At 74.0% G+C, this 23,640-nt stretch carries 23 protein-coding genes; 5 read left to right on the top strand and 18 right to left on the bottom strand.

The annotated features are described in order from the left end of the window. Nucleotides 1-66: 66 nt before the first annotated feature. The 16 genes from OG439_RS01175 to OG439_RS01100 form a co-directional block, all read right to left on the bottom strand. Nucleotides 67-315 carry a hypothetical protein gene (locus OG439_RS01175; RefSeq protein WP_326947487.1) on the bottom strand — a complete coding sequence of 83 codons (249 nt, stop codon included), beginning with the start codon at nt 313-315 and terminating at the stop codon, nt 67-69. A gap of 133 nt (nt 316-448) precedes the next feature. Further along, a complete protein-coding gene (locus tag OG439_RS01170; protein WP_326947486.1) occupies nt 449-1,414 on the bottom strand; it encodes an ornithine cyclodeaminase family protein in 966 nt (321 codons plus the stop codon). Next, the gene (locus tag OG439_RS01165) at nt 1,411-2,121 is read right to left on the bottom strand and encodes a 2OG-Fe(II) oxygenase family protein (RefSeq protein WP_326947484.1); all 711 of its coding nucleotides are present in this window, start codon (nt 2,119-2,121) and stop codon (nt 1,411-1,413) included. Before OG439_RS01165 ends, OG439_RS01170 begins: the two co-directional genes overlap by 4 nt. 25 nt (nt 2,122-2,146) lie before the next feature. After that, complete coding sequence (locus tag OG439_RS01160; RefSeq protein ID WP_326947483.1) at nt 2,147-2,827, bottom strand: thioesterase II family protein; 681 nt, start codon at nt 2,825-2,827, stop codon at nt 2,147-2,149. Nucleotides 2,828-2,838: 11 nt separating this feature from the next. Beyond that, nucleotides 2,839-4,191 (bottom strand): class I adenylate-forming enzyme family protein, encoded by a 1,353-nt coding sequence (locus OG439_RS01155; protein ID WP_326947482.1) that lies wholly within the window; start codon nt 4,189-4,191, stop codon nt 2,839-2,841. Continuing rightward, nucleotides 4,188-4,655: a hypothetical protein gene (locus OG439_RS01150; RefSeq protein ID WP_247063069.1), complete on the bottom strand. Its 468-nt coding sequence runs from the start codon at nt 4,653-4,655 to the stop codon at nt 4,188-4,190. The genes OG439_RS01155 and OG439_RS01150 overlap by 4 nt, the downstream gene beginning before the upstream one ends. Beyond that, complete coding sequence (locus OG439_RS01145; RefSeq protein WP_326947481.1) at nt 4,648-5,805, bottom strand: beta-ketoacyl-[acyl-carrier-protein] synthase family protein; 1,158 nt, start codon at nt 5,803-5,805, stop codon at nt 4,648-4,650. The genes OG439_RS01150 and OG439_RS01145 overlap by 8 nt, the downstream gene beginning before the upstream one ends. After that, nucleotides 5,799-7,031: a beta-ketoacyl [acyl carrier protein] synthase domain-containing protein gene (locus OG439_RS01140; RefSeq protein WP_326947480.1), complete on the bottom strand. Its 1,233-nt coding sequence runs from the start codon at nt 7,029-7,031 to the stop codon at nt 5,799-5,801. Before OG439_RS01140 ends, OG439_RS01145 begins: the two co-directional genes overlap by 7 nt. Further along, a complete protein-coding gene (locus tag OG439_RS01135; protein WP_326947479.1) occupies nt 7,028-8,305 on the bottom strand; it encodes an MFS transporter in 1,278 nt (425 codons plus the stop codon). Before OG439_RS01135 ends, OG439_RS01140 begins: the two co-directional genes overlap by 4 nt. After that, nucleotides 8,302-8,559 carry an acyl carrier protein gene (locus OG439_RS01130; protein ID WP_247063063.1) on the bottom strand — a complete coding sequence of 86 codons (258 nt, stop codon included), beginning with the start codon at nt 8,557-8,559 and terminating at the stop codon, nt 8,302-8,304. Before OG439_RS01130 ends, OG439_RS01135 begins: the two co-directional genes overlap by 4 nt. Further along, the gene (locus tag OG439_RS01125; RefSeq protein ID WP_326947478.1) at nt 8,556-11,096 is read right to left on the bottom strand and encodes a non-ribosomal peptide synthetase; all 2,541 of its coding nucleotides are present in this window, start codon (nt 11,094-11,096) and stop codon (nt 8,556-8,558) included. Before OG439_RS01125 ends, OG439_RS01130 begins: the two co-directional genes overlap by 4 nt. Nucleotides 11,097-11,106: 10 nt before the next feature. Then, nucleotides 11,107-11,937 carry an SDR family oxidoreductase gene (locus OG439_RS01120; protein ID WP_326947477.1) on the bottom strand — a complete coding sequence of 277 codons (831 nt, stop codon included), beginning with the start codon at nt 11,935-11,937 and terminating at the stop codon, nt 11,107-11,109. Beyond that, nucleotides 11,934-12,650: a thioesterase II family protein gene (locus tag OG439_RS01115; RefSeq protein WP_326947476.1), complete on the bottom strand. Its 717-nt coding sequence runs from the start codon at nt 12,648-12,650 to the stop codon at nt 11,934-11,936. The genes OG439_RS01120 and OG439_RS01115 overlap by 4 nt, the downstream gene beginning before the upstream one ends. A 10-nt stretch (nt 12,651-12,660) precedes the next feature. Beyond that, on the bottom strand, nt 12,661-13,935 hold the full coding sequence (locus tag OG439_RS01110) for an ATP-grasp domain-containing protein (protein ID WP_326947474.1): 1,275 nt from the start codon (nt 13,933-13,935) through the stop codon (nt 12,661-12,663). Beyond that, the gene (locus tag OG439_RS01105) at nt 13,932-14,468 is read right to left on the bottom strand and encodes a GNAT family N-acetyltransferase (RefSeq protein WP_326947473.1); all 537 of its coding nucleotides are present in this window, start codon (nt 14,466-14,468) and stop codon (nt 13,932-13,934) included. The genes OG439_RS01110 and OG439_RS01105 overlap by 4 nt, the downstream gene beginning before the upstream one ends. Further along, complete coding sequence (locus tag OG439_RS01100; protein ID WP_247063050.1) at nt 14,465-15,304, bottom strand: hypothetical protein; 840 nt, start codon at nt 15,302-15,304, stop codon at nt 14,465-14,467. The genes OG439_RS01105 and OG439_RS01100 overlap by 4 nt, the downstream gene beginning before the upstream one ends. A gap of 265 nt (nt 15,305-15,569) precedes the next feature. Between OG439_RS01100 and OG439_RS01095 the strand changes: the two genes are divergently transcribed. The 4 genes from OG439_RS01095 to OG439_RS01080 are packed head-to-tail and all read left to right on the top strand — an operon-like array spanning nt 15,570 to nt 21,458. Then, on the top strand, nt 15,570-15,764 hold the full coding sequence (locus OG439_RS01095; RefSeq protein ID WP_326947472.1) for an MbtH family protein: 195 nt from the start codon (nt 15,570-15,572) through the stop codon (nt 15,762-15,764). Continuing rightward, nucleotides 15,761-16,651 (top strand): ketopantoate reductase family protein, encoded by an 891-nt coding sequence (locus tag OG439_RS01090; protein WP_326947471.1) that lies wholly within the window; start codon nt 15,761-15,763, stop codon nt 16,649-16,651. The genes OG439_RS01095 and OG439_RS01090 overlap by 4 nt, the downstream gene beginning before the upstream one ends. A gap of 10 nt (nt 16,652-16,661) precedes the next feature. After that, complete coding sequence (locus OG439_RS01085) at nt 16,662-16,937, top strand: acyl carrier protein (protein WP_326947470.1); 276 nt, start codon at nt 16,662-16,664, stop codon at nt 16,935-16,937. A gap of 30 nt (nt 16,938-16,967) precedes the next feature. After that, nucleotides 16,968-21,458: an amino acid adenylation domain-containing protein gene (locus OG439_RS01080; RefSeq protein WP_326947469.1), complete on the top strand. Its 4,491-nt coding sequence runs from the start codon at nt 16,968-16,970 to the stop codon at nt 21,456-21,458. Between the two features lie 7 nt (nt 21,459-21,465). Here the strand turns inward: OG439_RS01080 and OG439_RS01075 are convergent, their stop codons facing one another. After that, nucleotides 21,466-22,032: a CGNR zinc finger domain-containing protein gene (locus tag OG439_RS01075; protein ID WP_326947468.1), complete on the bottom strand. Its 567-nt coding sequence runs from the start codon at nt 22,030-22,032 to the stop codon at nt 21,466-21,468. Nucleotides 22,033-22,114: 82 nt separating this feature from the next. Between OG439_RS01075 and OG439_RS01070 the strand changes: the two genes are divergently transcribed. Beyond that, nucleotides 22,115-23,281 carry an epoxide hydrolase family protein gene (locus OG439_RS01070; RefSeq protein WP_326947467.1) on the top strand — a complete coding sequence of 389 codons (1,167 nt, stop codon included), beginning with the start codon at nt 22,115-22,117 and terminating at the stop codon, nt 23,279-23,281. On the opposite strand, the gene OG439_RS01065 is transcribed toward OG439_RS01070, so the two are convergent. Then, nucleotides 23,278-23,601, bottom strand: a complete 324-nt coding sequence (locus tag OG439_RS01065; protein WP_326947466.1) for a hypothetical protein — start codon at nt 23,599-23,601, stop codon at nt 23,278-23,280. The two genes, OG439_RS01070 and OG439_RS01065, sit on opposite strands and share 4 nt — an antisense overlap. Nucleotides 23,602-23,640 lie beyond the last annotated feature (39 nt).

Raw genomic sequence — 23,640 nt, 5'->3', positions numbered from 1 at the left:
CTCGGCACGGTACCCGGGGACCCGCCCGGTTCGCGCGACACCACCCGCCGGCCCTGCGGCCACCGGTCAGATCCGGTGGTCGGGGTGACACCATCCGGTGAGCCGGTCCATCAGGTCCAGCACGTGGTCTTCAGCCGGGTCGTCGTAGTCCCGCGCGCGGCCCGCCGTGGTCCGGATCTCCAGCCGCGCCGCGCCGCAGGCGCGGAGGACGGCCTCGCGGTCGGTGCCGGCCGCGAGCGCCGACGTGGCGATGCCGACCAGCTGCGGATGGGGATCGCCGTCGGCGTAGGCCGCTGCCACCAGGGCAAGGGTCATTGCGCGGTCGGCTCCCGAGGCCGACTTCCGCAGTGGTTCCGCCAAGGGGTCTTCGTCGTGCATCGTCCGAGTGTGGCTCATGCGCACGCCGTAGTGCGCGGCCTTTTCGCGGCCGTGGCGCTGCGCCGGACGGTCAGTACTCGACGCGGGTGCCTGCTCCCGTCTCCTTTGCGCGGGCGTACACGAACCTCGCCGCCGCGAGGTCCTGGATGGCCAGGCCCACCGACTCGAACACCGTGATCTGCTCCTCCGACTCGCGGCCGGGTGCCCGGTCCAGCAGGATGTCGCCCAGGGGTGTCAGATCCACCGTTGCTCCCTCGCGGGCCGCGAGTACGTAGTCGCCTGCTTCGTGCGTTGCCGACTCCACGGAATCCACGAAGACCCGGGATGACGCCATCGTCGCGGTGTCCAGTTCGCGCGTGTGGGGGACGCAGGAGCCGATCGCGTTCACGTGGGTGCCTGGGCTCAACCACGAGTGCCGTAATAACGGTGAGACCGCGTTCGTCGCCGTGATCACGATGTCCGCCGTCCGGACGGCGTCTTCCGGGGAGGAGGCGACGACCACCGGTAGGTCCAGTTCCGCCGACAGGGCAGCGCATACGGCTCGCGCGTCCGAGCGGGTCACCACCTGGACCCGGCGCAGGGGGCGCACCGCCGCCAACGTGCGGATGTGGGCCGCTCCCTGGACGCCGATGCCGAAGATCGTCACGTCCGTCGCGTCCGGGCGGGCCAGGGTCTCCGTGGCCACCGCCGTTGTCGCCGGGGTGCGCAGTTCCGTCAGGACCGAGGCGTTCAGCAGTGCGAGGGCCTCTCCTGTCTCGCCGCTGAACAGCACCATCGCGCCCTGGTGGGCGTCCAGGCCGCGGGCTGTGTTGCCCTCGAACAGGCAGACGATCTTGACGCCGTAGCCGTCCGTGCCGGTGTACGCCGGCATCATCGCCAGGAGGCCCGCCGCGCCCTCCGGGGCTACTACCGGCCGCAGCGGCTGGTGCGCGTCGCCGCGGGAGAGGGCCTTGAGGGCCTCGCGCATCGGGGCGAGGCCCTCCTTCGGCGGGAACGACGCGCGGACGTCGGCCCCGGAGAGCACCAGCAGGGTCATCGGGCGCCGGCGCCGAACAGCTGCTCGTCCAAGCCCGCCGGGCGGACGGCTTCGGGGATCGAGCGGGTGTAGTAGTTCATCGTGACGACCGCGCGCAGGGTGTCGTCGGTCCGCAACGGCTGGACGTAGTGCGGGTGGAAGCGCGCGTCGAAGAAGAACAGCTGGCCGCGGCGCGGGTAGATGACGGCCGCGTCCGCGTCCACTTCGGACACGTCGCGGGCGTGGCGGTTGCGGGAGACGACCAGGCCGCCGCCGGTCTCCTCGGTGCAGTCGGTCAGGTACAGCAGGCCCTCCACCGGGTTGCTGTCCACGTGGCACGGGTAGCGCATGGTGATGCCGCGCTGCACGTTGAGGCTCAGCGCGCGGTTGGCCGTGCTCGTCAGTTCGAGGGGCTCGTCGGCGAGGCGCTCCCCCAGCTGCCGGAACCAGCCCGTGTACAGCTCGTTCACCCACGGCGCCTGCTCGACGAGCACCGCGCCGTCGACGGACTCCAGCGGGATGACGGCGTCGGCGGTCTCGCGCGCGGTGGTCATCGTCGGGCGGAAGCTGCGGCGGGCCGCCTGCCGGCGCGCGACGTCGAGCAGCTCGTCGATCCAGCCGGCGGGCAGCGCGCTGCCGACGTCGTAGATGTGCCAGTGGAACGGCAGGTCCCGCGGCGGGGTCCAGCCTGCGAACAGGCCGGCGGTGTGGTCGATCGTGGCCGACATGGGTTTCTCCTTCGGTCAATCGTCCTCAGTGGACGCTCACGTGCGCCCGCAGCAGCGCGGCCACCTCGGCCGGCCGATGGAACGGGAAGTGGTGGCCGCCGGGGAAGGCGGCCGTGCGGAACCGCGCGGCGGTGTAGCGGGCCCAGCCGCCCACCGCGGCCGCCGGGGCGGACAGGTCGTCGGCGCCGTGCCAGGCCAGCAGGTCGACCGGCAGCGGCTCGCCCGGCTCCGGCCGGTACTCCGCCACCAGGCGCAGGTCCGCGCGCAGGGTCGGCACGAACAGCGCGCGCATCGGCGACTGCCGCGCGCCGGGCTCGACGAACCCGGCGGTGGCGAGCGCGTCGAGGAACTCGTCGTCGTCCGCGATCGCGACGAGCCGGGCGAACTCGCCGGCCGAACTCAGGTGCGGCGGCCGGGCACCGGCGACGACGACGAACTCGGGACGCGGCCAGGCTTCCGTGGCACAGGCCAGACGGGCCATCTCGTAGGCGATCAGGCCGCCCATGCTGTGCCCGGCCAGTGCGTAGCGGCCGTCGCGCGGGATGCGCTCGGCGAGCCGGGCGGCCGTCTCGACGAGGGTCGACACCGGGGTGTCGCGGCCGCGCAGGTTGAGCGGGCGGACCGTGACGTCCGGGGCGAGCGCCTCGACCCACGGGCGGAAGGCCCGGGCCGAGCCGCCGGCGCCCGGCACGCAGAGCAGTTCCACGGGTCCCTCCCCTACTTGTGCAGGCTGCCGGCCGTGACCGGGTGCACGGTCAGCTCGCCGGGGCGCTCGTTGGGCGTCAGCAACGGGTACAGCGTCCGCCGGACGTCCTTTTCGGACAGCTCCCGGGTCTCGTCGACGTAGAGCGCGAGAGTCAGCGCGCCGGCGTGCTCGTCGGCGGGCGACGTGACGATCGCGCGCAGGACGCCGTCCAGCGACTCCGCCGCCTTGCGGACCGAGGACAGCGAGACCTTGTCGCCGCGCACGATCGCGAAGTCGGAGATCCGCCCGGTCAGCCACAGGTAGCCGTCGTCGTCGAGGCGGCCGACGTCGCCGGTGGCGATCGTGTCCGCCGCGACGAGCTTGCCGCGCGACACCCCGCCTTCGACGCCGACCTTGGCCCGGTACACCGTGTCCGCCGTGACCAGCACCTCCTGCTCGGCCGGGCCGCGGCCCGCGTCGCGCAGGCCCAGCCGGACGCCGTCGATCGGCGTCCCGGCCGAGGCGTACCGGGCCGGCGGCTCGCGGTGCGCGGCCAGCGTCGACACCCGCGGCCCGGCCTCGGTGAGCCCGTAGGTCAGGTACAGCTCCAGGTCCGGGTTCGCGGCCAGGAGCCGGCCGGTGCGGGCCGGGTCGAGCGCGTGGCCGCCGACGCCGAGCGCGCGCAGGCCGCGGGGCAGCCGGCCGCCGTCGGCCTGCAGGTCGGCGACGAGCAGCGGGGTCAGCGCGGACACGGTGACGTCGTGGGCCGCCACGACGTCGCGGTAGCCGGCCGGGGTGAACGGCGGGCCGGTGACGACCAGCGACGCGCCCGTGACGAGCCCGGCCAGCACCTGCGCGACGAGCGCGTACGAGTAGTGCATCGGCAGCGTGACCAGCATCCGGTCGGCCGGTCCGAGCCCGATGCTGCGGGCGTGGCGCGCGGCGTTGCGCCGCAGCGCCGTGATGTCGTGCAGGCAGCCGGTGGCCATCCCGGACGTGCCGGAGGTCAGCAGGATCGCCTGGCCCGGCCGGTGCGTCCGGACCGGCCCGTCGTCCAGGCGGGTGACCGTCACCTGGTCGGTCTCGGTGCCCGGGCGGACGAGGGCCGTGGCGCCGAGCCGCCGGGCGGTCGCGCGCAGCCGGGACGCCGGGGTCGACGCCGCGAGCAGCGTCGGCACCAGGCCGGCGAGGACCAGCGCGAAGAACACCCGGATCAGCCGGCTGCCGTTGGGCAGCGCGACCAGCACGACCGAGCCGGGGGCGAACCCGGCCGCGGTGAACCGGTCCGCGAGCTCGCCCACCCCGGCGCAGGCGCCGGTGGCGCCCGGCCAGGTCGTGCGGGCGAGCAGGTCTTCGACCTCGCGCGCCGTGACGCCGGTGTTCACGCCGCCTCCAGGAGTTCGCAGGTGCCGCGGTGGGTGCCCGACCGGTCGACCTCGTGCGTCACGAGCAGCACCGCGGGCGCCGCGCCGGTCAGCCACCGGCCGGCGAGCACCCGCGCGACGGGCACGCCGTCGACCGGCGGCATCGTGAGCAGCAGGCTCGGCCCGTGCAGGCCGAACTGCAGGCAGCTCAGGCCGATGAGGGTGCCGGGGCTGGCCGCGACGAACCGCAACGGCGAGACCACCTGCTTGACGACTTCGGCGGCGACGCGGCGCAGCGTGTCGCCGGTGGCGTACTCGCTCACGCCGAGGACGCCGACGGGCTCGTGCTCGCCGGGCCAGTCCCGCAGGACCTGGCCCACGAGGTCGCACACCAGCCAGGCGGCCGGGTCGGCGTAGCGGACCCGCGCCCCCGGTGGCCGGGGCGCGTCCGGGGCGCGGGTCCCGGTGGCGATCGGCTCAGGCATCGGCGTCGTCCCCCCGTTCGAACAGCACGCAGGTGTTGAACCCGCCGAACCCGAGGGTCAGGCTGATCCCGAAGTCGCCCTCGACCGCGTGCGGGACGTCCCGGGCGACCGGCAGCCGCAGCTCCGGCATCGGCCGGGTGAGGCCGAGGACGGGCGGAACAGTCTGGTCGCGCAGGGCCAGCAGCAGCGTGATGGCCTCGACGACGCCGGTCGCGCCCAGCGAGTGCCCCAGCGCGCCCTTCGTCGCGAACACCACCGGCGGCCGCGGCAGGTCGCCGAACAGCCCGGACAGGCAGGTGGCCTCGGCCTCGTCGTTCAGGACCGTCGCGGTGCCGTGGGCGTTGACCACGGCGACGTCGGCCAGGCTCAGCCCGGCGGCTTCGACGGACCGGCGGACGGCCCGCGCGGCGGCCTCGCCGTCCGGTTTCGGCGCGGTCATGCCGGCCGCGTCGTTGGTGGAACCCCAGCCGCGCAGGAACCCGAGCGGGCGGGCGCCGCGGCGCCGCGCGGACTCCAGCCGTTCGAGCACGACGCAGCCCGCGCCGTCGCCGGGCAGCATCCCGGACCGGTCGGCGTCGAACGCGCGGTGCGTCGAGGGGGACAGCGTGCCGAGCAGCGAATGCCCGAGCCGCTTGCCCTTGGTCAGCAGGTCGACGCCCCCGGCGACGACGACGTCGGCGTACCCGGCCTCCAGCAGGTCGCCCGCGACGGCGATCGCGTCGGAGCCCGACGAGCACGCCGTGGACAGCGACACCGGCGGCCGGCTCAGCCCCAGCCGCTTGCCGGCCTCGGCGACCCAGTCGTGCAGCGACCCGGGGTCCGCGTCGTCGATGTGCGGTCCCAGGCTGGTGCCGAGGACCAGGACCGGGTCGGCGGCCTCGGCGCGCAGCCCGGCGTCGCGCAACGCGGCTTCGGCCGTGGCCGTGGCGAGCTCGACGTGCCGCTCCCGCGGGCTCCCCGGCGCCGGGGAGCCCGGCAGCAGGCCGGCGACGAAGCTGCGCAGCACGTTCGCGCCGGGCACCACCCGCAGGCCGGACCGCCCGGCGAGCAGGCCGGACCACACCTCGTCCAGGCCGGCGCCGAGCGAGGTGTGCCAGGCGGCCCCGGTCACGCAGAGCGTCCCGGCCCGGCGGCGGTCCGACGTCAGCACGGGACCTGCTCGACGACCGCGAACGCGTTGGTGCCCCCGATCCCGGCCGACATGACCCCGGCGCGGCGCGGCCCGGCGGTCGCCCAGTCCCGGCCCTCGGGCAGGATCGAGAAGCGGTCGCCGCCCGCGGTCAGCTCCTCGATCGCCTCGGTGGTGTTCGGGGTGGCGGGCAGGAACCCGTGCTCCACGGCGAACGCCGTCTTGATCAGCGCGGCCAGCCCGGCGGCGGTGTCGGTGTGCCCGATGCTGGCCTTGACCGACCCGACGGCCAGGGGCTGCCCGGCGGACCCGAGCGCCTCGGTGAGCGCGGTGGCCTCGATCTGGTCGTTCACCGGGATGCCGACGCCGTGCGCCTCGACGTACCCGAGGTCCGCGCCGGTCACCCCCGCGCCCGCCAGGGCCTGGTCGACCACACGGATCTTGCCTTCGACGCCGGGGATCGTGAAGCCGGCCTTCTGCTTGCCGTCGTTGTCGACGGCGGTCGAGCGGATCACGGCGTGGATCGGGTCGCCGTCGGCCAGCGCGTCCTCGAGCCGGCGCAGCAGCACCGCGCCGACGCCGTCGCCGGGGACGGTGCCGGTGGACGCGCGGTCGAACGGCCGGCAGACGCCTTCGCTCGAGTAGATGCCGTTCGGGGTGTACCCGTAGGTGCCGTCGGTGTCCATCACGGCGACGCCGCCCGCGAACGCGTAGTCGCTGGCGCCGAGGCGCAGGCTCTGGCAGGCCAGGTGCACCACGACGAGCCCGGTCGCGCACGAGGCGTCCACCATGATGCTTTCGGCGCGCAGGTCGTGGAAGTAGGAGAAGTGCGGGCCCGCGAACGTGGCGTCACGGTCCACAGTGGACTCGAAACTGCCCCGCTCGACGTGCTTGGTGCGCGCCACCCCGGCGTAGACGGCGGTCGTGTCGCCGATGTCCGAGAGCCGCACACCGGCGTCCTCGGCCGCGGCCCACATCGCCTCGTAGAGCATGCCGTGCTGCGGGTCGCGCTCGGCCGTCTCGCTCGTGTAGCCGACCAGGCCGGCGTCGTAGAGGTCGCGGTCGGGGATGAAGCCCCACGCGGCGATGTCGCGCGGGCCGTCCCCCGGCGGCACGGGCGCGCCGCGGGTGAAGCGGTCGCGCCCGGCGCGCAGGTTGTTCCAGAACTGCGTGGCGCTCGCGGCCCCGGCGTAGCGGCAGCCCACCCCGACGATCGCGATCGCGTCGGATCCCTGTGTCCGGCTCATGCGGCGCTCTCCATTTCGTCGACGGTCTCGGGCGCGGGTGCCGCCTGCTGCGCGGGCAGCGTCCGGCGCAAGGTCAGCACCAGCAGCGTCGCGACGGCGCTGAGCACGATCATCACGACGACGAACACGGCCCCGGTCCCGAACGACAGCAGCGCGCCGGCCAGCGCCGGGCCGATCACGGCGCTGGTGGACAGCGTGATCGAGAACAGGGCGTTCGCCCGGCCGCGCAGGTCTTCGCTGACCGCGTTGTTCAGCAACGTCGTCAGCAGCGGGACGACCAGGGACTCGCCGATGGACAGCAGGATCACCGCGACCGTGGCCAGCACCAGCGCCGTCGTGCCGTCGTGGCGCCCGGCCAGCAGCACGAACACCCAGCAGGCCGCGAACATCACGCCGCTGGCGCCGACCAGCAGCGTCCGGGAGAACCGCTCGAGGTGCGGCATCACGGCGAACTGCACGACCGCGCAGAGGATGATGTTGACGGCGAAGGCGAACGACAGCCCGCTCGCGGTGATGGCGCCGGTCTGGGTCAGGTAACCCGGGAGGCCGGCGCGGAACTGGCCGAAGGACACCAGCGCGGACAGCAGCAGCACGGCCAGCAGCGCCAGCAGGCTCGGCGAGCGCAGGACGGCCCGGTAGGTGCCGCGGACGGCGCCGGCCAACTTGCGTTCGGCTTGGTGCGCGCGGTTCGGCAGCACCTTCACGGTCGCGACGGCCATCACGAAGAACGTCGCCGCGTCGATGGAGTACATCAGGAAGTACCGGCCGACCGGGCTGAGGAACGCCAGCGCGGCGAACACCCCGCCGAGGATCACGCCGATCCCCATCGCGACGTTCAGCACGCCGTAGTCCGCCGAGTACGCGGTTTCGCGCTGGTCGGTGCTCGTGGTCGCGCCGTACGCCGCGCGCACGGCGGTGCCGACGCCGCTGATGCCGAAGCCGAACACCACCGCGGCGGCGACGGCGACCCAGGCCTGCCCGGCGAAGGCGAACAGGAGTGTGCCGACGCCGGCGTTGACGTTGGCCAGCGGCACGACGACGTTGTAGGGCAGCCGGTCGAGCAGCGCGCCGTAGGCCAGGCCGCCGAACACCGCGGCGAACGCCTGGATGGCGAGCGTCGCGGCGGGCACCCAGGTGGGCAGGTGCCGGACCTCGGTGAGGTAGATCCAGAGGAACGGCATCACCATGCCCGCGCCGAGCGCGCTGATCCCGTTGGTGGCGATCAGCCAGCGCGCGGCCCGCGGCAACGCGGCGATCCGGCTCAGCCCCTTCATGCCGCGTTCGCCTCCAGCCGGGCGGCCAGCGCGGCGACCAGCGTCGACACCGTCTGGTGGTCGAAGAGCATCCGGACGGGCAGCCGGGTGCCGACCTCGCGGCCGAGCGCCGCCATGACCCTCGTCGCGCCCAGCGAGTTGCCGCCGACCGAGAAGTAGAAGTCGTCGTCGGTGAACCGGTCGTGGCCCAGCACGCGGACCCAGGTCCGGCGGACCAGGTCGGTGAGGTCGGGCTGCGGGTGCGGTGTGGTCACGGCTGGGCTTCCTTCTCTTCGGGCTCTTCGGACTTCTCGGCGAGGTGGGCGGCGAGACGGCGCGGAGTGGGGTGGCCGTAGAGGTCACGGATGCCGACCTTCAGACCGGCGTCCCGCAGCGCGGCCAGGGTCTTCGCGGCGAGCAGGGAGTTGCCGCCGGAGTCGAAGAAGTGGTCGTCGGGGCCGATCGCGGCCCCGAGCACCGCCCGCCACGCGCGCAGCACGACGTCTCCGTCTTCGGCCGGCGCCGCGGCCGGGATGCCGCCCAGGACGGGGGCGGGCAGCGCCGCTTCGTCGAGCTTTCCGTTGACCGTCAAGGGAAGCGCGGGCACGGCGGTGAACGTCGAGGGGACCATGTACTCGGGCAGCAGGGCGGCCGCCCGGGTCCGCAGGCCCGCCGGGGTGCCGTCGGTGAGGACGACGTAGGCGTCGAGACGGGCCTCGGCCGTGCCCGGGGCGGCGAGCACGACCGCGGCCGCGACGACGCCGGCTTCGGCCAGCAGGACCTTGCGGATCTCGTCCAGCTCGATCCGGTAGCCGCGCAGCTTGACCTGGCTGTCGAGGCGGCCGAGGTGCTCCAGACGCCCGTCCGGCAGCAGGCGGCCGAGGTCGCCGCTGAGGTAACGCCTACGTCCGCTGCCGGTGACGAACCGTTCGGCCGTCAGGTCTTCCCGGCCCAGGTAGCCATGGGCCAGCCCGGCGCCGCCGACGGCGATCTCACCCGGCACGCCCGGGGGCAGCGGCCGGTGGCGCGCGTCGACGACCTCGATCGCCCAGCCGGGGATGGCGTGCCCGACCGAGCGCGACCCGGCCAGCGCGGCCGCGCGGGTGACGGTCTGCGCGGTGACGTGCACCGTGGTTTCGGTGATGCCGAACATGTTCACCAGCCGGCAGCGCGTCTCCGGGTACCGGTCGAACCACGGCAGCAGCGCGAAGGCGTCGAGGGGCTCGCCGCCGAAGACGACCAGCCGCAGCGGGAGGTCGTCGAAGTGCCGCAGCTGCGTCTCGGTCACCTGCGCGAAGCTCGACGGCGTCTGGTTGAGGACGGTGACGCGCTCGTCCCGCAGCAGCGCGGCGAACTCGTCCGGCGAGCGCCGCGTCCACTCGGGCACGACGACCAGCCGGCCGCCGGTGAGCAGGCAGCCCCAGATCTCCCAGACGGAGAAGTCGAACGCCACGGAGTGGAACCACGTCCAGACGTCGGTGGCGCCCAGCCCGAACCCGGGCGCGGTGCCCGTGACCAGGTCCACGACGTTGCGGTGCGGGACGACGACGCCCTTGGGCCGCCCGGTCGAGCCGGAGGTGTAGATGACGTAGGCCGGGTCGTCGGGGCCGGCCAAGTCGGCCGGCCCCTCGCCGTCGGCGGGCAGGTCCGCCGCGGTCACCGCGGGCCGGCCGGGCAGGCGGGCCGCCGCGGCGTCGTCGGTGACGACCAGCGCGAGCCCGGCGTCGTCGGCGATGTAGGTCAGCCGGCCGTCGGGGTAGGCCGGGTCGAGCGGGACGTACACCGCGCCCGCCCGGAGCACGCCGAGCAGCAGCGCGACCAGGTCGGCGCCGCGCTCGTGCACGATCCCGACGCGGTCGCCGGGCCGGATCCCGCGGTCCCGCAGCCCGGCGGCGAACCGCCCGGCCCGCGCGGCCAGTTCCGCGTAGCCGAACCGGCCGTCCTCGCCGGACACGGCGGGCGCGTCACCGCGGCGCGCGACCTGCTCGGCGAAGACGTCCGTGATCGTGCGCGGGTGCCCGACGGTCGCCGGCGGCGGCGAGGCGACGGCTTCGAAAGCGATGTCGGCGAGCGGCCGATCCTGGTCCCCGCTGCGCAGCTCCGCGAGCACGGCGGTGAGCTGCCGCCCGAGCTGCGCGGCGGCCCACGGCGCGACGGCGTCCGCGGCGAACCAGGCCGTCGCGCGCCCGCCGGTGACCTCGACGGTCAGCGGGTACGGCGTGCCCGGCACCGAACGGATCCGGTGCGGCGCCGGCGTTTCCTCGACTGCGACGCCGACGGCGGGTACGGCACGCGTGGACCCGGCCGGTGAGGTGGCCGCGTGCTTGCGGAACACCGCCACCGGCTGGTCCTCGTCGACGGTGATGAGCGTGGCGCCGCCGGGCACGCCGATGGCCAGCGTCGCGGCACGCGCGTAGCGGCTGAACACGAGGCCGAGCGCGGCGATCACGTCGTCGGCACCGGCCGGGCCCAAGTCCACAGTGGACGGCTTCGACGGCCCCGTCAGGTGCGTCAGCGGATCCCGGACGGCCGTGACGTCCGGCAGCGCGCTCGCGAGCTGCGGTTCGACAGCGGGCGTGGTCACGACCAGCTCGCGCACGCCGTCCACATAGGACAGCACCACGAACCGGGGCCTGCCGGCGATCCCGCGGCACAGCTCCCGCTCGCGCCACGGGTCCGCGTCGGCCGAGGCCAGGGGGACGCGCTGGAACCACACGCTCGCGCCCGCTTCGGTGGCTTGGACGCGGACGGCTTCGTCGCCGAGCCCGGCCGGCAGCCGGTACAGACCGGCGGACGCGAGGATGTTCGACACAGCTCCTCCTTCAGCGGCTCGTGAAGCCGCCGTCGACGGTGACGACGCCGCCGGTGGCGTGCCGGGACTCGCCGGTGGCGAGCCACAGCACGGCCGCGGCGACGTCACCGGCCTCGACGAGCTCGTTGGTCGGCTGGTCGCGCACGAACGTCGTCTCGTGCTCGGCGACGTCCAGCCCGAGCGCGCGGGCGATCTCCGACAGCATCCGGCCTTCCAGGGCCGGGTCGTCGCGGACCGAGCCGGGGCACACGGCGTTGACGCGGACCTTGTGCGGGGCCAGGTCGAGCGCGGCGGCCCGGGTCAGCCCGAGCACGCCGTGCTTGGCCGAGACGTAACCGGCGAAGTTGCGGTACCCGACCAGCCCCGCGGTCGACGCGATGTTGACGATGCTCCCGGACCGCTGCGCGATCATCACCGGCGCCACGGCCTTGATCGCCCGCCACGGCCCGCTGAGGTCGACGTCGACCATCAGCGACCATTCGGCCTCGGTCATCTCGTGCACCGCCTTGCCCGAGGGCGCGGCGATGCCGGCGTTGTTGACCAGGACGTCGATGCGGCCGAAGCGGTCGACGGTCTTGCGCGCCACGGCTTCCAGCGCGCCGAGGTCGCGGACGTCGGCGGCGACGACGAGCGTCGCCGCCCCGTGCTCCGCGCACAACGCGGCGGTGTGGTCGAGCTGGCTGGCCGTGCCGGCCGGGTAGCCGAGGCCCTCGATCGGCGCGGCGACGTCGAGCAGCACCAGGTCCGCGCCCTCGGCGGCCAGCGCCGTCGCGCACGCCCGGCCGATCCCGCGCGCCGCGCCCGTGACGAGCGCGATCCGCCCCGCGAGCCGGCCGGTCACGACCGGGCCTGTTCGCCGACCAACGTCCGTTCCAGCAGCGTGACCAGCGGTGCCCAGTGCTCGATCAGGTACATGTGGCCGCCGGGGAACTCCCGCGTCGTGCAGCCCGCGGCCGTCACTTCGCGCCAGCGGGCGGCCGCCGCCGCGGATACCAGCTCGTCGGCGTCGCCGCGGACCGAGACGACCGGGAACGCCGCCGGGGCCTGCTCCGCGGGCCGGTAGGACTCGTCGACCGCGACGTCGCCGCGCAGCGCCGGCAGAAGCAGTTCCCGCAGGTCCGGGTCGTCCAACGCGGGGTGCTTGTACCCGGCCAGCTCGGCGACGGCGACGACGAACTCGTCGTCGGGCAGGCCGCCGATCGGCGAGGACCGCGGCACGCCCGGCCGCGGCGCGCCGCTGGCGAACAGCGTCAGGTCCACCGCCGGCCGCTCGTGCGCGACGAGCCGGGCGACCTCGTAGGCCACCAGAGCGCCGAAGGAGTGACCGAAGACACCGACGCGGCCGGCCGCGCCCACCTCCCGCAGCACGTCATCGGCGATCGCGTCGACCAGCTCGGTCATCGTGGTCGCCGGCTCCTCGGCGAAGCGCCGCTCCTTGCCCGGCAGCTCGACCGCGGCGAACCGGAGCGCGGGCGAGGCGTCCGGCCACGCCTGGAAGAAGCTCGGCCCCGCCCCCGCGGGCGGGAAGCACAGCACGGGCACTCGCTCCGTCATCGTCGTCCCCTCACTCGAACCGGTTGCCGTCGGCGACGAACGCGTCCGCGGTGACGAACGCGGCGTGCAGCTCGGCCCCCGTCGCGCCCTCGACCCAGACGTTCTGCAGCCGCCCGTTGGTGCCGGTGCGATAGTCGGGCGACTCGCCGACCGCGCTGCGGACGTCGACCCGCCACACGCCGGGCTCGCGGACGAGCTCGCCGGGGTCCGCCAGCGCGGTGATCCGCCCGCCGCCCAGCGGGACGTGGGTGAACACGCAGGCCGCGTAACCGGTCGGGACGACCGGACGGCGTCCGGCCTTGCCGACGGCCGCTTCCAGCGCCAGCCGCACCGGGTTCAGGTCGCTGACGTGCGGGACGATCGACGAGAGGAACCCGCCGAGCCGGCCGTTGACCTCGATCAGCCGCGGGCCGGTGGCGGTGAGCTTGAACTCCAGGTGCGTGATCCCGGTCGTGACGCCGAGCGTGGTCAGGATCGCGGCGGCGCGCTCGGAAGCCAGCCGCTGCACGTCCAGGGGCAGCAGCGACGGCCCGGTCATCCCGGTCTCGCGCAGCGGCGGGATCAGCGGGAACCGGTCGGACAGCCAGAACGGCCAGTGCTCGCCTTCGCCCAGCGACAGCACCTCGACGGAGAAGTGGTCGCTGAGCCAGTCGCCCTCCGGGTGCGGGATCCCGATCAGCCGTTCTTCGAGCAGCCACGTCCGCGCGCCCGCGGACCCGTGGCCCAGGTTGAAGTTCGCCCGGACCGACGGCGCGGTGCCGGTCGCCTCGATCAGCGCCGCCCGCAGGCCGGGCTCGTGGTCGACGGTGTAGACGTTGAGGCTTCCGTTGCCCCGCACGGGTTTGAGTACCGCGGGGAACCCGACGGCCTCGATCGCGGCCGCCAGCGACGGCTCGTCGGTGAAGGCCGCGGCCCGCACGCCGAGGTCGGTGCCGGCGAGCCGCGCGCGCTGGACGTCCTTGTGCGTCACGGCTTCGGCGGTCGCCTCGTCGTGGTAGGGCAGGTCCAGCCGGGCCGCCACCGCGGCGACGAGCGGGATCCACTCGTCCTCCAGCGTCAGCACGCCGTCGACGTCGAGTGCGGCCAGCCGCTCGGCGACGGTGGCGGCGTCCAGTCCGGCGGCCTCGACGACCTCGGCCAGGTCGGCGATCCCCTCCCGCTCGTCGGCGGACCACGGCTGCGGGCCCGCGTTGACGACGACCAGCTCGCACCAGTCCGCCGCCGCGTCGAGCAGATCCGGCAGCCCGGACGCGTCGGCCGATTCGAACACCGCCACCTTGGTCATGACCCGGGCTCCCGCCGCTTCGCGTAGTTGCGGGTTTCGCCGTCGGAACCGAGGAACGCGAACCCGTTCTTCTCCAGCACCCGCCGCGACGGCAGGTGGTCCTCGTCGGTCTCGGCGAGCACGGCGGTGACGCCGGGCTGCTCGAACGTCCAGGCCAGCAGCGCTTCGACGACCTCGGTGGCCAGCCCGCGGCCCCGGAACGCCTCGATCAGGCCGTAGCCGATCTCTACTTCCCCCGCCGCGTCGGGCGCGGCGTGGAAGCCGACGTCGCCGATCGCGAGCCCGGATTCGCCGTCGACGATCTGGTACAGGCCGAACCCCGGCCGGTAGGCGTCGGCGGTGACCATCCGCAGCACGAGCTTCGCGCCGCCGAGCGTGCCGTCGAACGGGTAGCCGGGCGCCCAGGCCCACTTCCCCGCGCCGGACTCGCCGGCGAGGATCGCGCGGACCTCGTCGAACGGGACCTCGCGCAGCGTGGTCCGCGCCGTCGCCAGGACCGTGAGCGGGGCCGGGGTTTTCGTTTCCTGCGTCATGCCGCCTCTTCTTCAGGGGCCACCGCGCTCGCCGCGCGGTAGACCGCGGTGTTCTGCAACCACAGCTTCGGGAACAGCGGGCGCACGGCCAGCCGTTCCAGATCGGAGATGGAGCGGCCGCGCATGCTCCGCGGCCGGTCGTCGGCGTCCTCGTCCTCGTCGGCGGCGCGGGGCTGGCCCCCGAGCATCTGCCACACGAGGTTGATGTGGACCTGCTTCCACTCGAGGACCTGCGTGTCGAACCGCTGGAGGCCGGTCATCACCTCGGCGAGCTGCATCGTGGCCGGGGCCGCCGACGTGTCCGGGCCGGTCGCCTCGACCAGGTCGGCCATCGTGACGCCGGCGGCGGTGACGGCGGCCTCGAACTCCGTCCAGACGGCGTGCGCGGCGCGGCGGACGTTGCGCGAGCCGGGCGACGCGAGACCCGAGGCCGCGCCGGCCAGGTCCTTGCGCATCTGCAGGAAGGACACCTGCGCGAGGGAGTTCGTCATCACGCGCAGGCATTCGACGGTCAGCCCGGCGGAGTCGGTGCAGCGGACGAGGTGCCGGGTCGCCGTGATCGGGTCGCCCTTCGCCAGCGCCGCGGTCAGGTCGCACAGGCTGTGGTGCACCGCGACCCAGCAGTACTCGGTCAGCAGGTGCACGATCTGGAAGAAGCGGTGGTCGGAGTGCAGGAGCTCGTCTTCGGGAATCAGCGCCGAGAGGGCAGCGGTCAGCCTCAGCTCGGTCTCGTAACCGCTGCCGCGGTCGAATTCGTACCGCAGGCGCGGATTCGATTGGGATGGATTGAGCGTCCGGACCTCACGATCGCCCTCTTCGCCTTCCCGCCGCACCACGAAACGACCCCCAGAGTGTGAATATGACGGGGCCGACCGCCCCTGATGCCTCACAGTGGCAGTCACCGAGCGATCACAGCAACCAAAATGAAAGGTGACTCAAATCACAGCATTTTCGAATATCTTCTCCGCCACGCCGAGCGCCCTTGCGAGAATACGCAGAAATGGAGAAGGGCGGTTCCGGCCGAGTCGCTAACGTCGAATCCGGCAGTGGTCCGGGGGCACCCGGACCCGACGTGCGGTGCGTAGTGGGGGCGAGCGAGAAGTGCCGGAGACGAACGAGGCCACGTACATCGCCGTGGTGAACGGCGAAGAGCAGTACTCGGTGTGGCCCGCCGGGCTCGCGCTCCCGGACGGCTGGGCGGCGGCCGGGTTCACCGGCACCGAAGAGGCCTGCCTCGACCACGTCGCCGGCACGTGGCACGACATCACGCCGCGCTCGGTCCGCCGGTCCGCATGAGCCGGCACGCGGTCCTCGGCGCGGGCGGGGTCGGGCTCGCGCTCGCCGCCGCCCTCGCCCGCGGCGGCGAAGACGTCACGCTCCTGCTGCGGCCCGCTTCCCTCGCGCGCTACGACGGCAGTGTCACGGTGCGGCAGGGCCTCCGCGAGGGCTTCACCGTCGCGGTCCCGGCCGCCGCGCACCTGACCGGGCCCATCGACGTGCTGTGGGTCTGCGTCAAGCACCCCGACCTGCCCGGCGCGTTGTCCACTGTGGCCGCCGACGTCGGCGTCGTCGTCCCGCTGCTCAACGGCACCGGGCACCTGCCACCCCTGCGGGAGCGCTTCGGCGACCGGGTGGTCGCGGCCTCGATCCGGATCGAGGCCACCCGCACCGCCGTCGGCGAGGTCCGCCAGGAGTCCCTCTTCACCGAGATCGAGCTGGCCGGACCGCCCGAGGTCGTCGCCGAAGCGCTGACCGCGGCCGGGATCGGCTGCACGGACGGCGGTTCCGAGGCCGACGTCCTCTGGCGCAAGCTCGCCCTGCTCGCACCGCTCGCGCTCGCCACGACGTGCGCCGGCGGCCCCCTCGACGCGGTCCGCGCCGACGAGGACCTGACCCGGCTGATGCTCGCCTGCGCCGACGAAGCGTGCGCGACCGGCCGGGCCGAAGGCGCCCGGCTCGACCGCGGCCGCGTCCTGCGCGCGCTCACCCGCGCCCCCGGCCGGACCCGCACGTCGCTGCAGCGCGACGTCGAACGCGGCGAGGCGGGTGAGCTCGACGCGATCGCCGGCCCGGTCCGCGAAGCCGGCGCCCGGCACGCCATCCCGACCCCGGCCACCGACGAGCTCGTGCACCGGGCCCGTCACGACGCGGGCACGCCGTTGCCCGCCGGAAACCGAGAGTGAGGACGCGATCATGTCCCCGGAAATCGCCCCGAAGAACACACTGGAAGACACACTGCGCGAGATCCTGGTCGCCGACCTGTACGTCGACGTCCCGGCCGACGGCATCCACGCCGACGACAGCCTGCAGGAGACGCTCGGGCTCGACTCGCTCGGCTTCGTCGAGCTGCGCGCCCGGTGCGAGCAGCAGTTCGGCGTCCCCATCTCCGACACCGACTTCACGCCGGTGAACTTCCGGTCCATCAGCACGATCGCCGACTTCGTCGTGCGGCGCCGGGCGAGCAACTGACCAGGCTTTCCCGACCGTGAAAGGAACCCCGTGACCGAGACGCGCAGGCCCGCGACGGCCGAGCAGACCGAGGTGTGGCTCGCCATGCAGCGGGAACCGGAGTCCGCCCGGTTCACCATCCCGCTCGACCTGGAGTTCACCCCCGGTGTCGACGTCTCGGCGTTGCGGAGCGCGCTCGGCGACCTCGTCGAGCGGCACCCGAACCTGCGCAGCGCGTTCCTCGCCGACAACGGCGAACTGGTGCAGGTGGTGCACCACCGCCCGCCCGTCCCGTTCGTCGAGCACCGGCGGCCCGGCCGCTACGACCGGGCCGCGGCGCTGGAGTGGGCCGCCGCGATCGCCGCCCAGCCGTTCGACCTCGGTTCCGCGCCGCTCGTGCGGGGCACGCTCCTGCACGCCGACGACGGCGCGTTGTTCGTGCTGGCCGTGCACCACGTCGTGTCCGACGGCTGGTCGCAGGGCATCATGGCACGGGACCTGGTGCACGCCTACCGGGAGCGCGTCGCCGGACGGCCGCCGTGGGACGCGCCGCTGCCGGCCGATGAGTCCACTGTGGACGTTCCCGACAGCGAGCTGACCGCGTACTGGTCGGGCCTGCTGGCCGACCAGCCGCCGTCGCTCGCGCCGATCGCGGACCGCAACCGCCCCGGCTCGGCGCCGGGCCCGGCCGGCTTCCACGAGACCCTGCTGACCGCGGACCTCCTCGAGCGCGTCCGCGCGGTGGCCCGGGAACGGCTGGCCTCGCCCGCGTCGGTCGTGCTGAGCGCGTGGCTGACGCTGCTGCACGCGTGGAGCGCCACCGCGGACGGCACCACCGGCATGCTGTTCGCCGCCCGCACGCCCGAGGACGAAGAGCGCGTCGACCTGCTGGCCCGCGTGCTCCCGGTGCGCAGCGCGCTCGACTTCACCGAGCCCTTCGAAGCGCTGGTCGACCGTGTGCGCGACCAGATGCTCGACTCGCTCGAGCACTCGGCCGTCCCGTCGGCCCGGCTGCGCGACATCCGCCGCGACGGCGGCGCGTCCCTCATCGACAACAGCGTGTTCATGTACTTCCCGGAGCAGGAGCTGTCCTGGACCGCCGGGGACACCACGATCGAGGTCGTCGAGCACGAGACCACCGCGGGCAAGTACGACCTGTCGCTGGCGGCGCTGGAAGGCGAGGCGCACATCCGGCTGCGCGTCGACCACGACACGCTGGTGTACCGCGACAGCACCGCCGAAGTGCTGCTCGCCCAGCTCGTCAAGCTCCTCACCGACGCCGTCGCCGACCCCGCCGCGACCTGCGGCGCGCTCGTCGCCGCCTGCGACCCGTTCGTGCCCGCCCGTCCGGCGACGGAGACCGAGCCGGTCAACCGGGTGCTGCTGCACGACATGGTGCGCCGGCAGGTCGAGCTGCGCCCGGACGCCGTCGCCGTCCGCTACCACGACGAAGTCCTCACCTACGCCGAGCTCGTCGCGCGCGCCGGCGCCGTCGCGAACTGGCTGCGTGCCGAAGGCCTCGGCGCCGAGTCGCTCGTGGCGCTGCTGCTGCCGCCGAGCCCGGCGTCGGTCGTGTTCTGGCTGGGCACGCTCATGGCGGGCGCCGCCTACCTGCCGCTCGACCCGGCCTACCCCGACGCCCAGCTGCAGATGGTGCTCGACGACGCCCGGCCGCGGCTGGTCGTCGGCGCGCCCGGGTTCGTCGAGCGCGTCCGGCTGCCCAAGTGCCCGATCTACCTCGTCGACGAGGCCCTCGCGGAAGCCGCGCGCCACCCGGGGACCCCGCCGGAAGTGGCGATCGACCCGGCGACGGCGTTCAACGTGCTCTACACGTCCGGGTCCACGGGCCGGCCGAAGGGCGTCATCTGGCCGCACGCCGGGTTCGTCCGGCTGCTCGACCGCCCCGACTTCGTGCCGCTGCACCACACCGACGTCGTCTCCCAGCTCTCACCGCTCAACTTCGACGGCGCGACCTACGAGGTCTGGGGCGCGCTGACCCACGGCGCCGAGCTGGTGATCTTCGACAAGGAGCTGACGCTGAGCCCGCCGGAGCTGCGGACGGCGTTCCGCGAGCGCGGGATCACCACGCTCATCGTGTCGTCGCCGCTGCTCAACCGGCTGGTCGAGGACGTGCCGGACCTGTTCACCGGCCTGCGCCGGGTGTACTTCGGCGGCGAGATCGTCTCGGTGCCGCACCTGGAGAAGGCGCTGCGCTGGAGCGCGCCGGGCACCATGCTGCACAGCTACGGGCCGACGGAGAACTCGTTCACCACGACCTGGACGCCGATCACGGAGATCGAGGAGAACACGCGGACGCTGTCGATCGGCCGGGTCGTCCCGGAGACCGACGGCTACGTGGTGTTCGACCACACCACGATGCGCCAGGCGCCGCGCGGCGTGCCGGGCGAGCTGCTGCTGGGCGGCACCGGCGTCACCCGCGGCTACCTCGGCAACCCGCGCGAGACGGCGCGCCGGTTCATCCCGGATCCCTATTCGGGGGTGCCCGGCGCGCGGCTGTACCGCACGGGCGACCGGGTGCGCTGGCTGCCGGACGGCCGGCTGGAGTTCATCGGCCGCAACGACAACCAGGTCAAGATCCGCAGCCAGCGCGTCGAGCTGGGCGAGGTCGAGTCGGCCCTCGCCGCGCACGCGTCGGTCGAGGCCGCGTTCGTGACGGTGTGCTTCAACAGCCGCAAGGAGAAGGAGATCGCGGCGTACGTGGTCCTCGGCGCGGGCGGCACGGTCGAGGAGCTGCGGCGGCACGCGCGTGAGGTGCTGCCGGTGTTCGCGGTGCCGCGGTACCTGGTTCCGTTGGACCGGATGCCGTTGACGCCCAACGGAAAGATCGACCGGCGCCGGTTGCCCGAGGCCGTCGACGCTCCTGTTCCGGCCGCTGCGCCCGTTCCCGCCGTGGTCGCTCCTGCCGCTCCTGTCTCTTCGGCCGAGTCCACTGTGGACCTGGTGCGGGCGGCGTGGGCGGAGCTGCTGGAACACGACACGTTCGCCATGGACGACAACTTCTTCGACGTCGGCGGCCACTCGCTGATCCTGGTGAAGCTGCAGGCGGGCTTGCGGTCGCGGTTCACGACGGCCCCGTCGATCGGCGAACTGCTGCGGCACACGACGGTGCGGGCGCAGGTGGCGCTGCTGGCGAACGTCACGCCGGTGGCTGCTTCCGTTGGGGCGCCGGTGACTGCTGGTCCTGCGGTCGCTTCCGCAGGGGCGCCGGTGGCCGCTGGTCCCGCAGTCGCCTCCGCTGGGGCGCCGGTGGCCGCTGGTCCCGCAGTCGCCTCCGCTGAGGCGCCGGTCGCTGGTCCCGCGGTCGCTTCCTCGGCTCCGGCAGCCGTGTCTCTCGGGTCGGGCGGCGCTCAGCCGGCCTCCTCGGCTGCACTCGTCACCACTCCCGCGGCCGGATCTTCGGCACCGGAGGCTCCGGCCGAGCCGGTGAGCGGTGGCAGCCAGGTCGTCGCGGTGTCGGCGGCGTCCGAGGCGGCGCTCGCCGCGGCGCGGCGGCGGCTGGCCGACCACCTCACCTCCTCCCCCGGCGTCGATCTCGCGCAGGTCGCGGCCACCCTGGAGCGCGGCCGCGAACGGTTCCCGCACCGGTTCGCCGTCGTGGCCGCCGATCCCGCCGGCGCGGCCGCCGCGCTGCGGGCCGGCGCGCTGAGCACCGGTCCGGTGGCCGCCGGCGTGGTGGACCGGACCCGGCCGGTGCGGCTGGTGTTCGCGTTCGGCGCCGGCGAGGGCTCCGCGGCACGGGCCTTCGCCGCCCAGCACGCGCTCCTCACGCAGCTCACCGGCCGCGGCGCCGTACCCGACGTCGTCACCGGCTCGGGCGTGGGCCACCTGGTCGCCGCTGTGGCCGCCGGCGTCCTGACGCACGCCGACGGCCTGCGCCTGGCCACCGCCCTCGACCACCCCGGCACGCTCCCCGAGGCCCTCGAAGCCGTCACGTTCACGACCCCCGCGGTCGCCGTGGCCGCCCCGGACGGCGTCACGCCGGCCGGCCGGCCCCTCGACGTCCGGTTGTGGGCCAAGCACCTCACCTACCCGGCCGACGCGCCGGAACTGCTGGCCACCGCGACGGCCGGGCGGCCGGCGGTGGTCGTCGACCTCGGCGGCGGCGAGTTCCTGGCCGCGGCGTCGACCCGCCCGGAGCTGACGGCGGTCCCGGGCACCGGCCCGCAGGCCGTGGCGCAGCTGTGGTGCAGCGGCGTCGAGGTCGAGCTGACCGACCGCCGGATCAGGCGAGTCCGCCTGCCCGGCTACCCGTTCGCGCGCCCCGGCACCACGGATCCCACGGCGGCCGCGTCCCCGGAGCGCATCCGCGCCACGCTGGCGGCGGCCTGGCAGAGTCTCGCCGGCGAGCGGGACACGTTCCCGGCGGACCGCGTGCCGCAGCTGCACCACCGCCTGCGGCTGGCCTTCGACCGGGTCCCGGACACAGCGACCCTGTCGGCGACCGCAAGCTTCGACGGTCTCGCGAGCCTGCTCACGGAAACCGTGACGGCGTTGTCCCCCACGGTGCTGCCCCTCGACTGAGCAGCGATCACTCCGCCGATTTACGCCGGTTGGCAGTGAAGCGCGCTTTCTTCTGACGATTCCCGCACGTGTTCATGTCACACCACTTGCGGGTGCGGCTCTGGCTGGTGTCGAAGAAGGCGGCTTGGCAGGTCGGTGAGGCGCACAACGCCAGTTTTCCGTCTCGTTCGCCGGCGAGGACGCTGATCGCGTCGGCGGCGATCACGCCGAGGGCGTCCTCCACGCGGGAAGCCGAGCCGAGCTGCCACCGCCGCTTGCCCTCGGGCGTCAGCACGGCCGCGGCCCGCCCCTGAGCGCTGCGGTCGTTGATGATCCGGACGGCGGACGCGGGGAGGGCGTCCTGCAGCGCGGCCGCGGTCGCGGCGGCGTGAATCGACTCCCGCAGTTCCCGGGCGAGGTCGAGCTGGGCGTCGGTGCACGAGTCCACGGCGAGGCCGCTCACCGCCAGCCAGTCGACGAGCCGGCGCGGCACGGGAATGCGCTCCACGGATTCGCCGTGACGCTCCGACAGAGTCCCCGTGAAGCTGGTCGCCAGCACATTACCTAGGCGAAAATCCGGGAACTCGACACGCATGGAACCACCTTAGCAGGTTGCCGGACGGCAAGAAGGCATGTTAGAACCGTCTTAGCCGGTTCCACGATGGCCAGGAGGTCTCATGCCCCGTCCCACCAGCGACGTCCACCCGTTCGAAGCCCACGCGACCGACGCCGACCTCGACGATCTGCGCGCGCGACTGGCCGCGGCGCGGCTGCCGGAAGCCGAGACGGTCCACCACGCCGCGCCCGGCCCCGGCCGGTGGGACCAGGGCGTTCCGCTCGCCGACCTCGTCGACGTCGTGGACTACTGGCGCACCGGGTACGACTGGCGGTCGTTCGAAGAGCGCCTCGACCGGATCGGCCAGTTCCGCACGACCATCGACGATCTGGGCATCCACTTCCTGCACCGCCGATCCGCGCGCGCGGACGCCACGCCGCTGATCCTGACGCACGGCTGGCCGGGCAGCATCGCCGAGTTCGTCGGCGTGGTGGACGAGCTGGCGGACCCGGCGGACGCGCACGCGCCGGCGTTCCACGTCGTGGTGCCCTCGCTGCCGGGCTTCGGTTTCAGCGACAAACCGGCCACCACCGGGTGGGGCACCGAAAAGATCGCGGCCGCGTGGGTGGAGCTGATGCGACGGCTCGGCTACCCCGGGTTCCTCGCCCACGGCGGCGACTGGGGCGGCAACATCACGACGGTGCTCGGCGGCCGGTTCCCGGCGCACGTGCTCGGCATCCACACGACGTTCGCGGAGGCACCGCCCGGGCTGACCACGGACGGGCTGACGGCGACCGAGCGCGCGTGGACCGTGGAGACCCGCGATTTCTGGCGCCACCGCGCGGCGTACGCGAAGCAGCAGGCGACCCGGCCGCAGACCATCGGCTACTCGCTCGTCGACTCACCGGTCGGGCTGCTCGCCTGGATCCTGGACAAGTTCGCCGAGTGGTCGGACACCGGCGACAGCCCGTTCGAGACGTTGTCCCGGGACCGCGTCCTCGACGACGTCACCCTGTACTGGCTGACGCGGACCGGCGCGTCGGCGGCCCGCATCTACTACGAAAGCCACAACTCGCTCGACCCCGCCCTGCGGGTCGACGTCCCGTCGGCCATCACCATGTACCCCCGCGACATCGAAAAGTGCCCACGCCCCTGGGCGCAGGAGCGGTACCGGCGGATCGTCCGCTGGCGGTCGCCCGAATCCGGGGGCCACTTCCCGTCGCTGGAGGTTCCCGGGTACTTCGTCCGAGATCTGCGCGAGGGTCTCGCGGCCGTGCTGGCCGCCTAGCTCTGCTCCGCACCGGGCAGAGCGAAGAGCGTCCGCTGGTCCGGGTCCTCCGGCTCCCCGCCCAGGCGGAGACACTTGCGGCAGCTGACCCCCAGGTGGGTCGGCGTGACCTCGCCGCCCGCGCCCAGGCCCGACCAGCCCTGGTGGCACGCCGGCGCCGGCAGGGTCAGGCTGTTCAGCCACGGCACCCAGCTGACCCGGTGGGCGACACCGGACCGGCCGATGTGCAGCCGCATGCCGGTGAACTGCCGGTGCTGCTCGGCCGCGAAGCGCGCCGGATCGATGGGCGGGACCGGGAACAGGGGAATCGGCTCGCTCATCCCCCCAGTATGCCGCCCGGCCGGACGCCACCCTGGACG

Source organism: Amycolatopsis sp. NBC_01307 (assembly GCF_035975215.1).
Lineage (GTDB): Bacteria > Actinomycetota > Actinomycetes > Mycobacteriales > Pseudonocardiaceae > Amycolatopsis.
The sequence above is the reverse complement of the archived record's forward strand: the minus strand, read 5'-3'. Positions and strand labels throughout refer to the sequence as shown.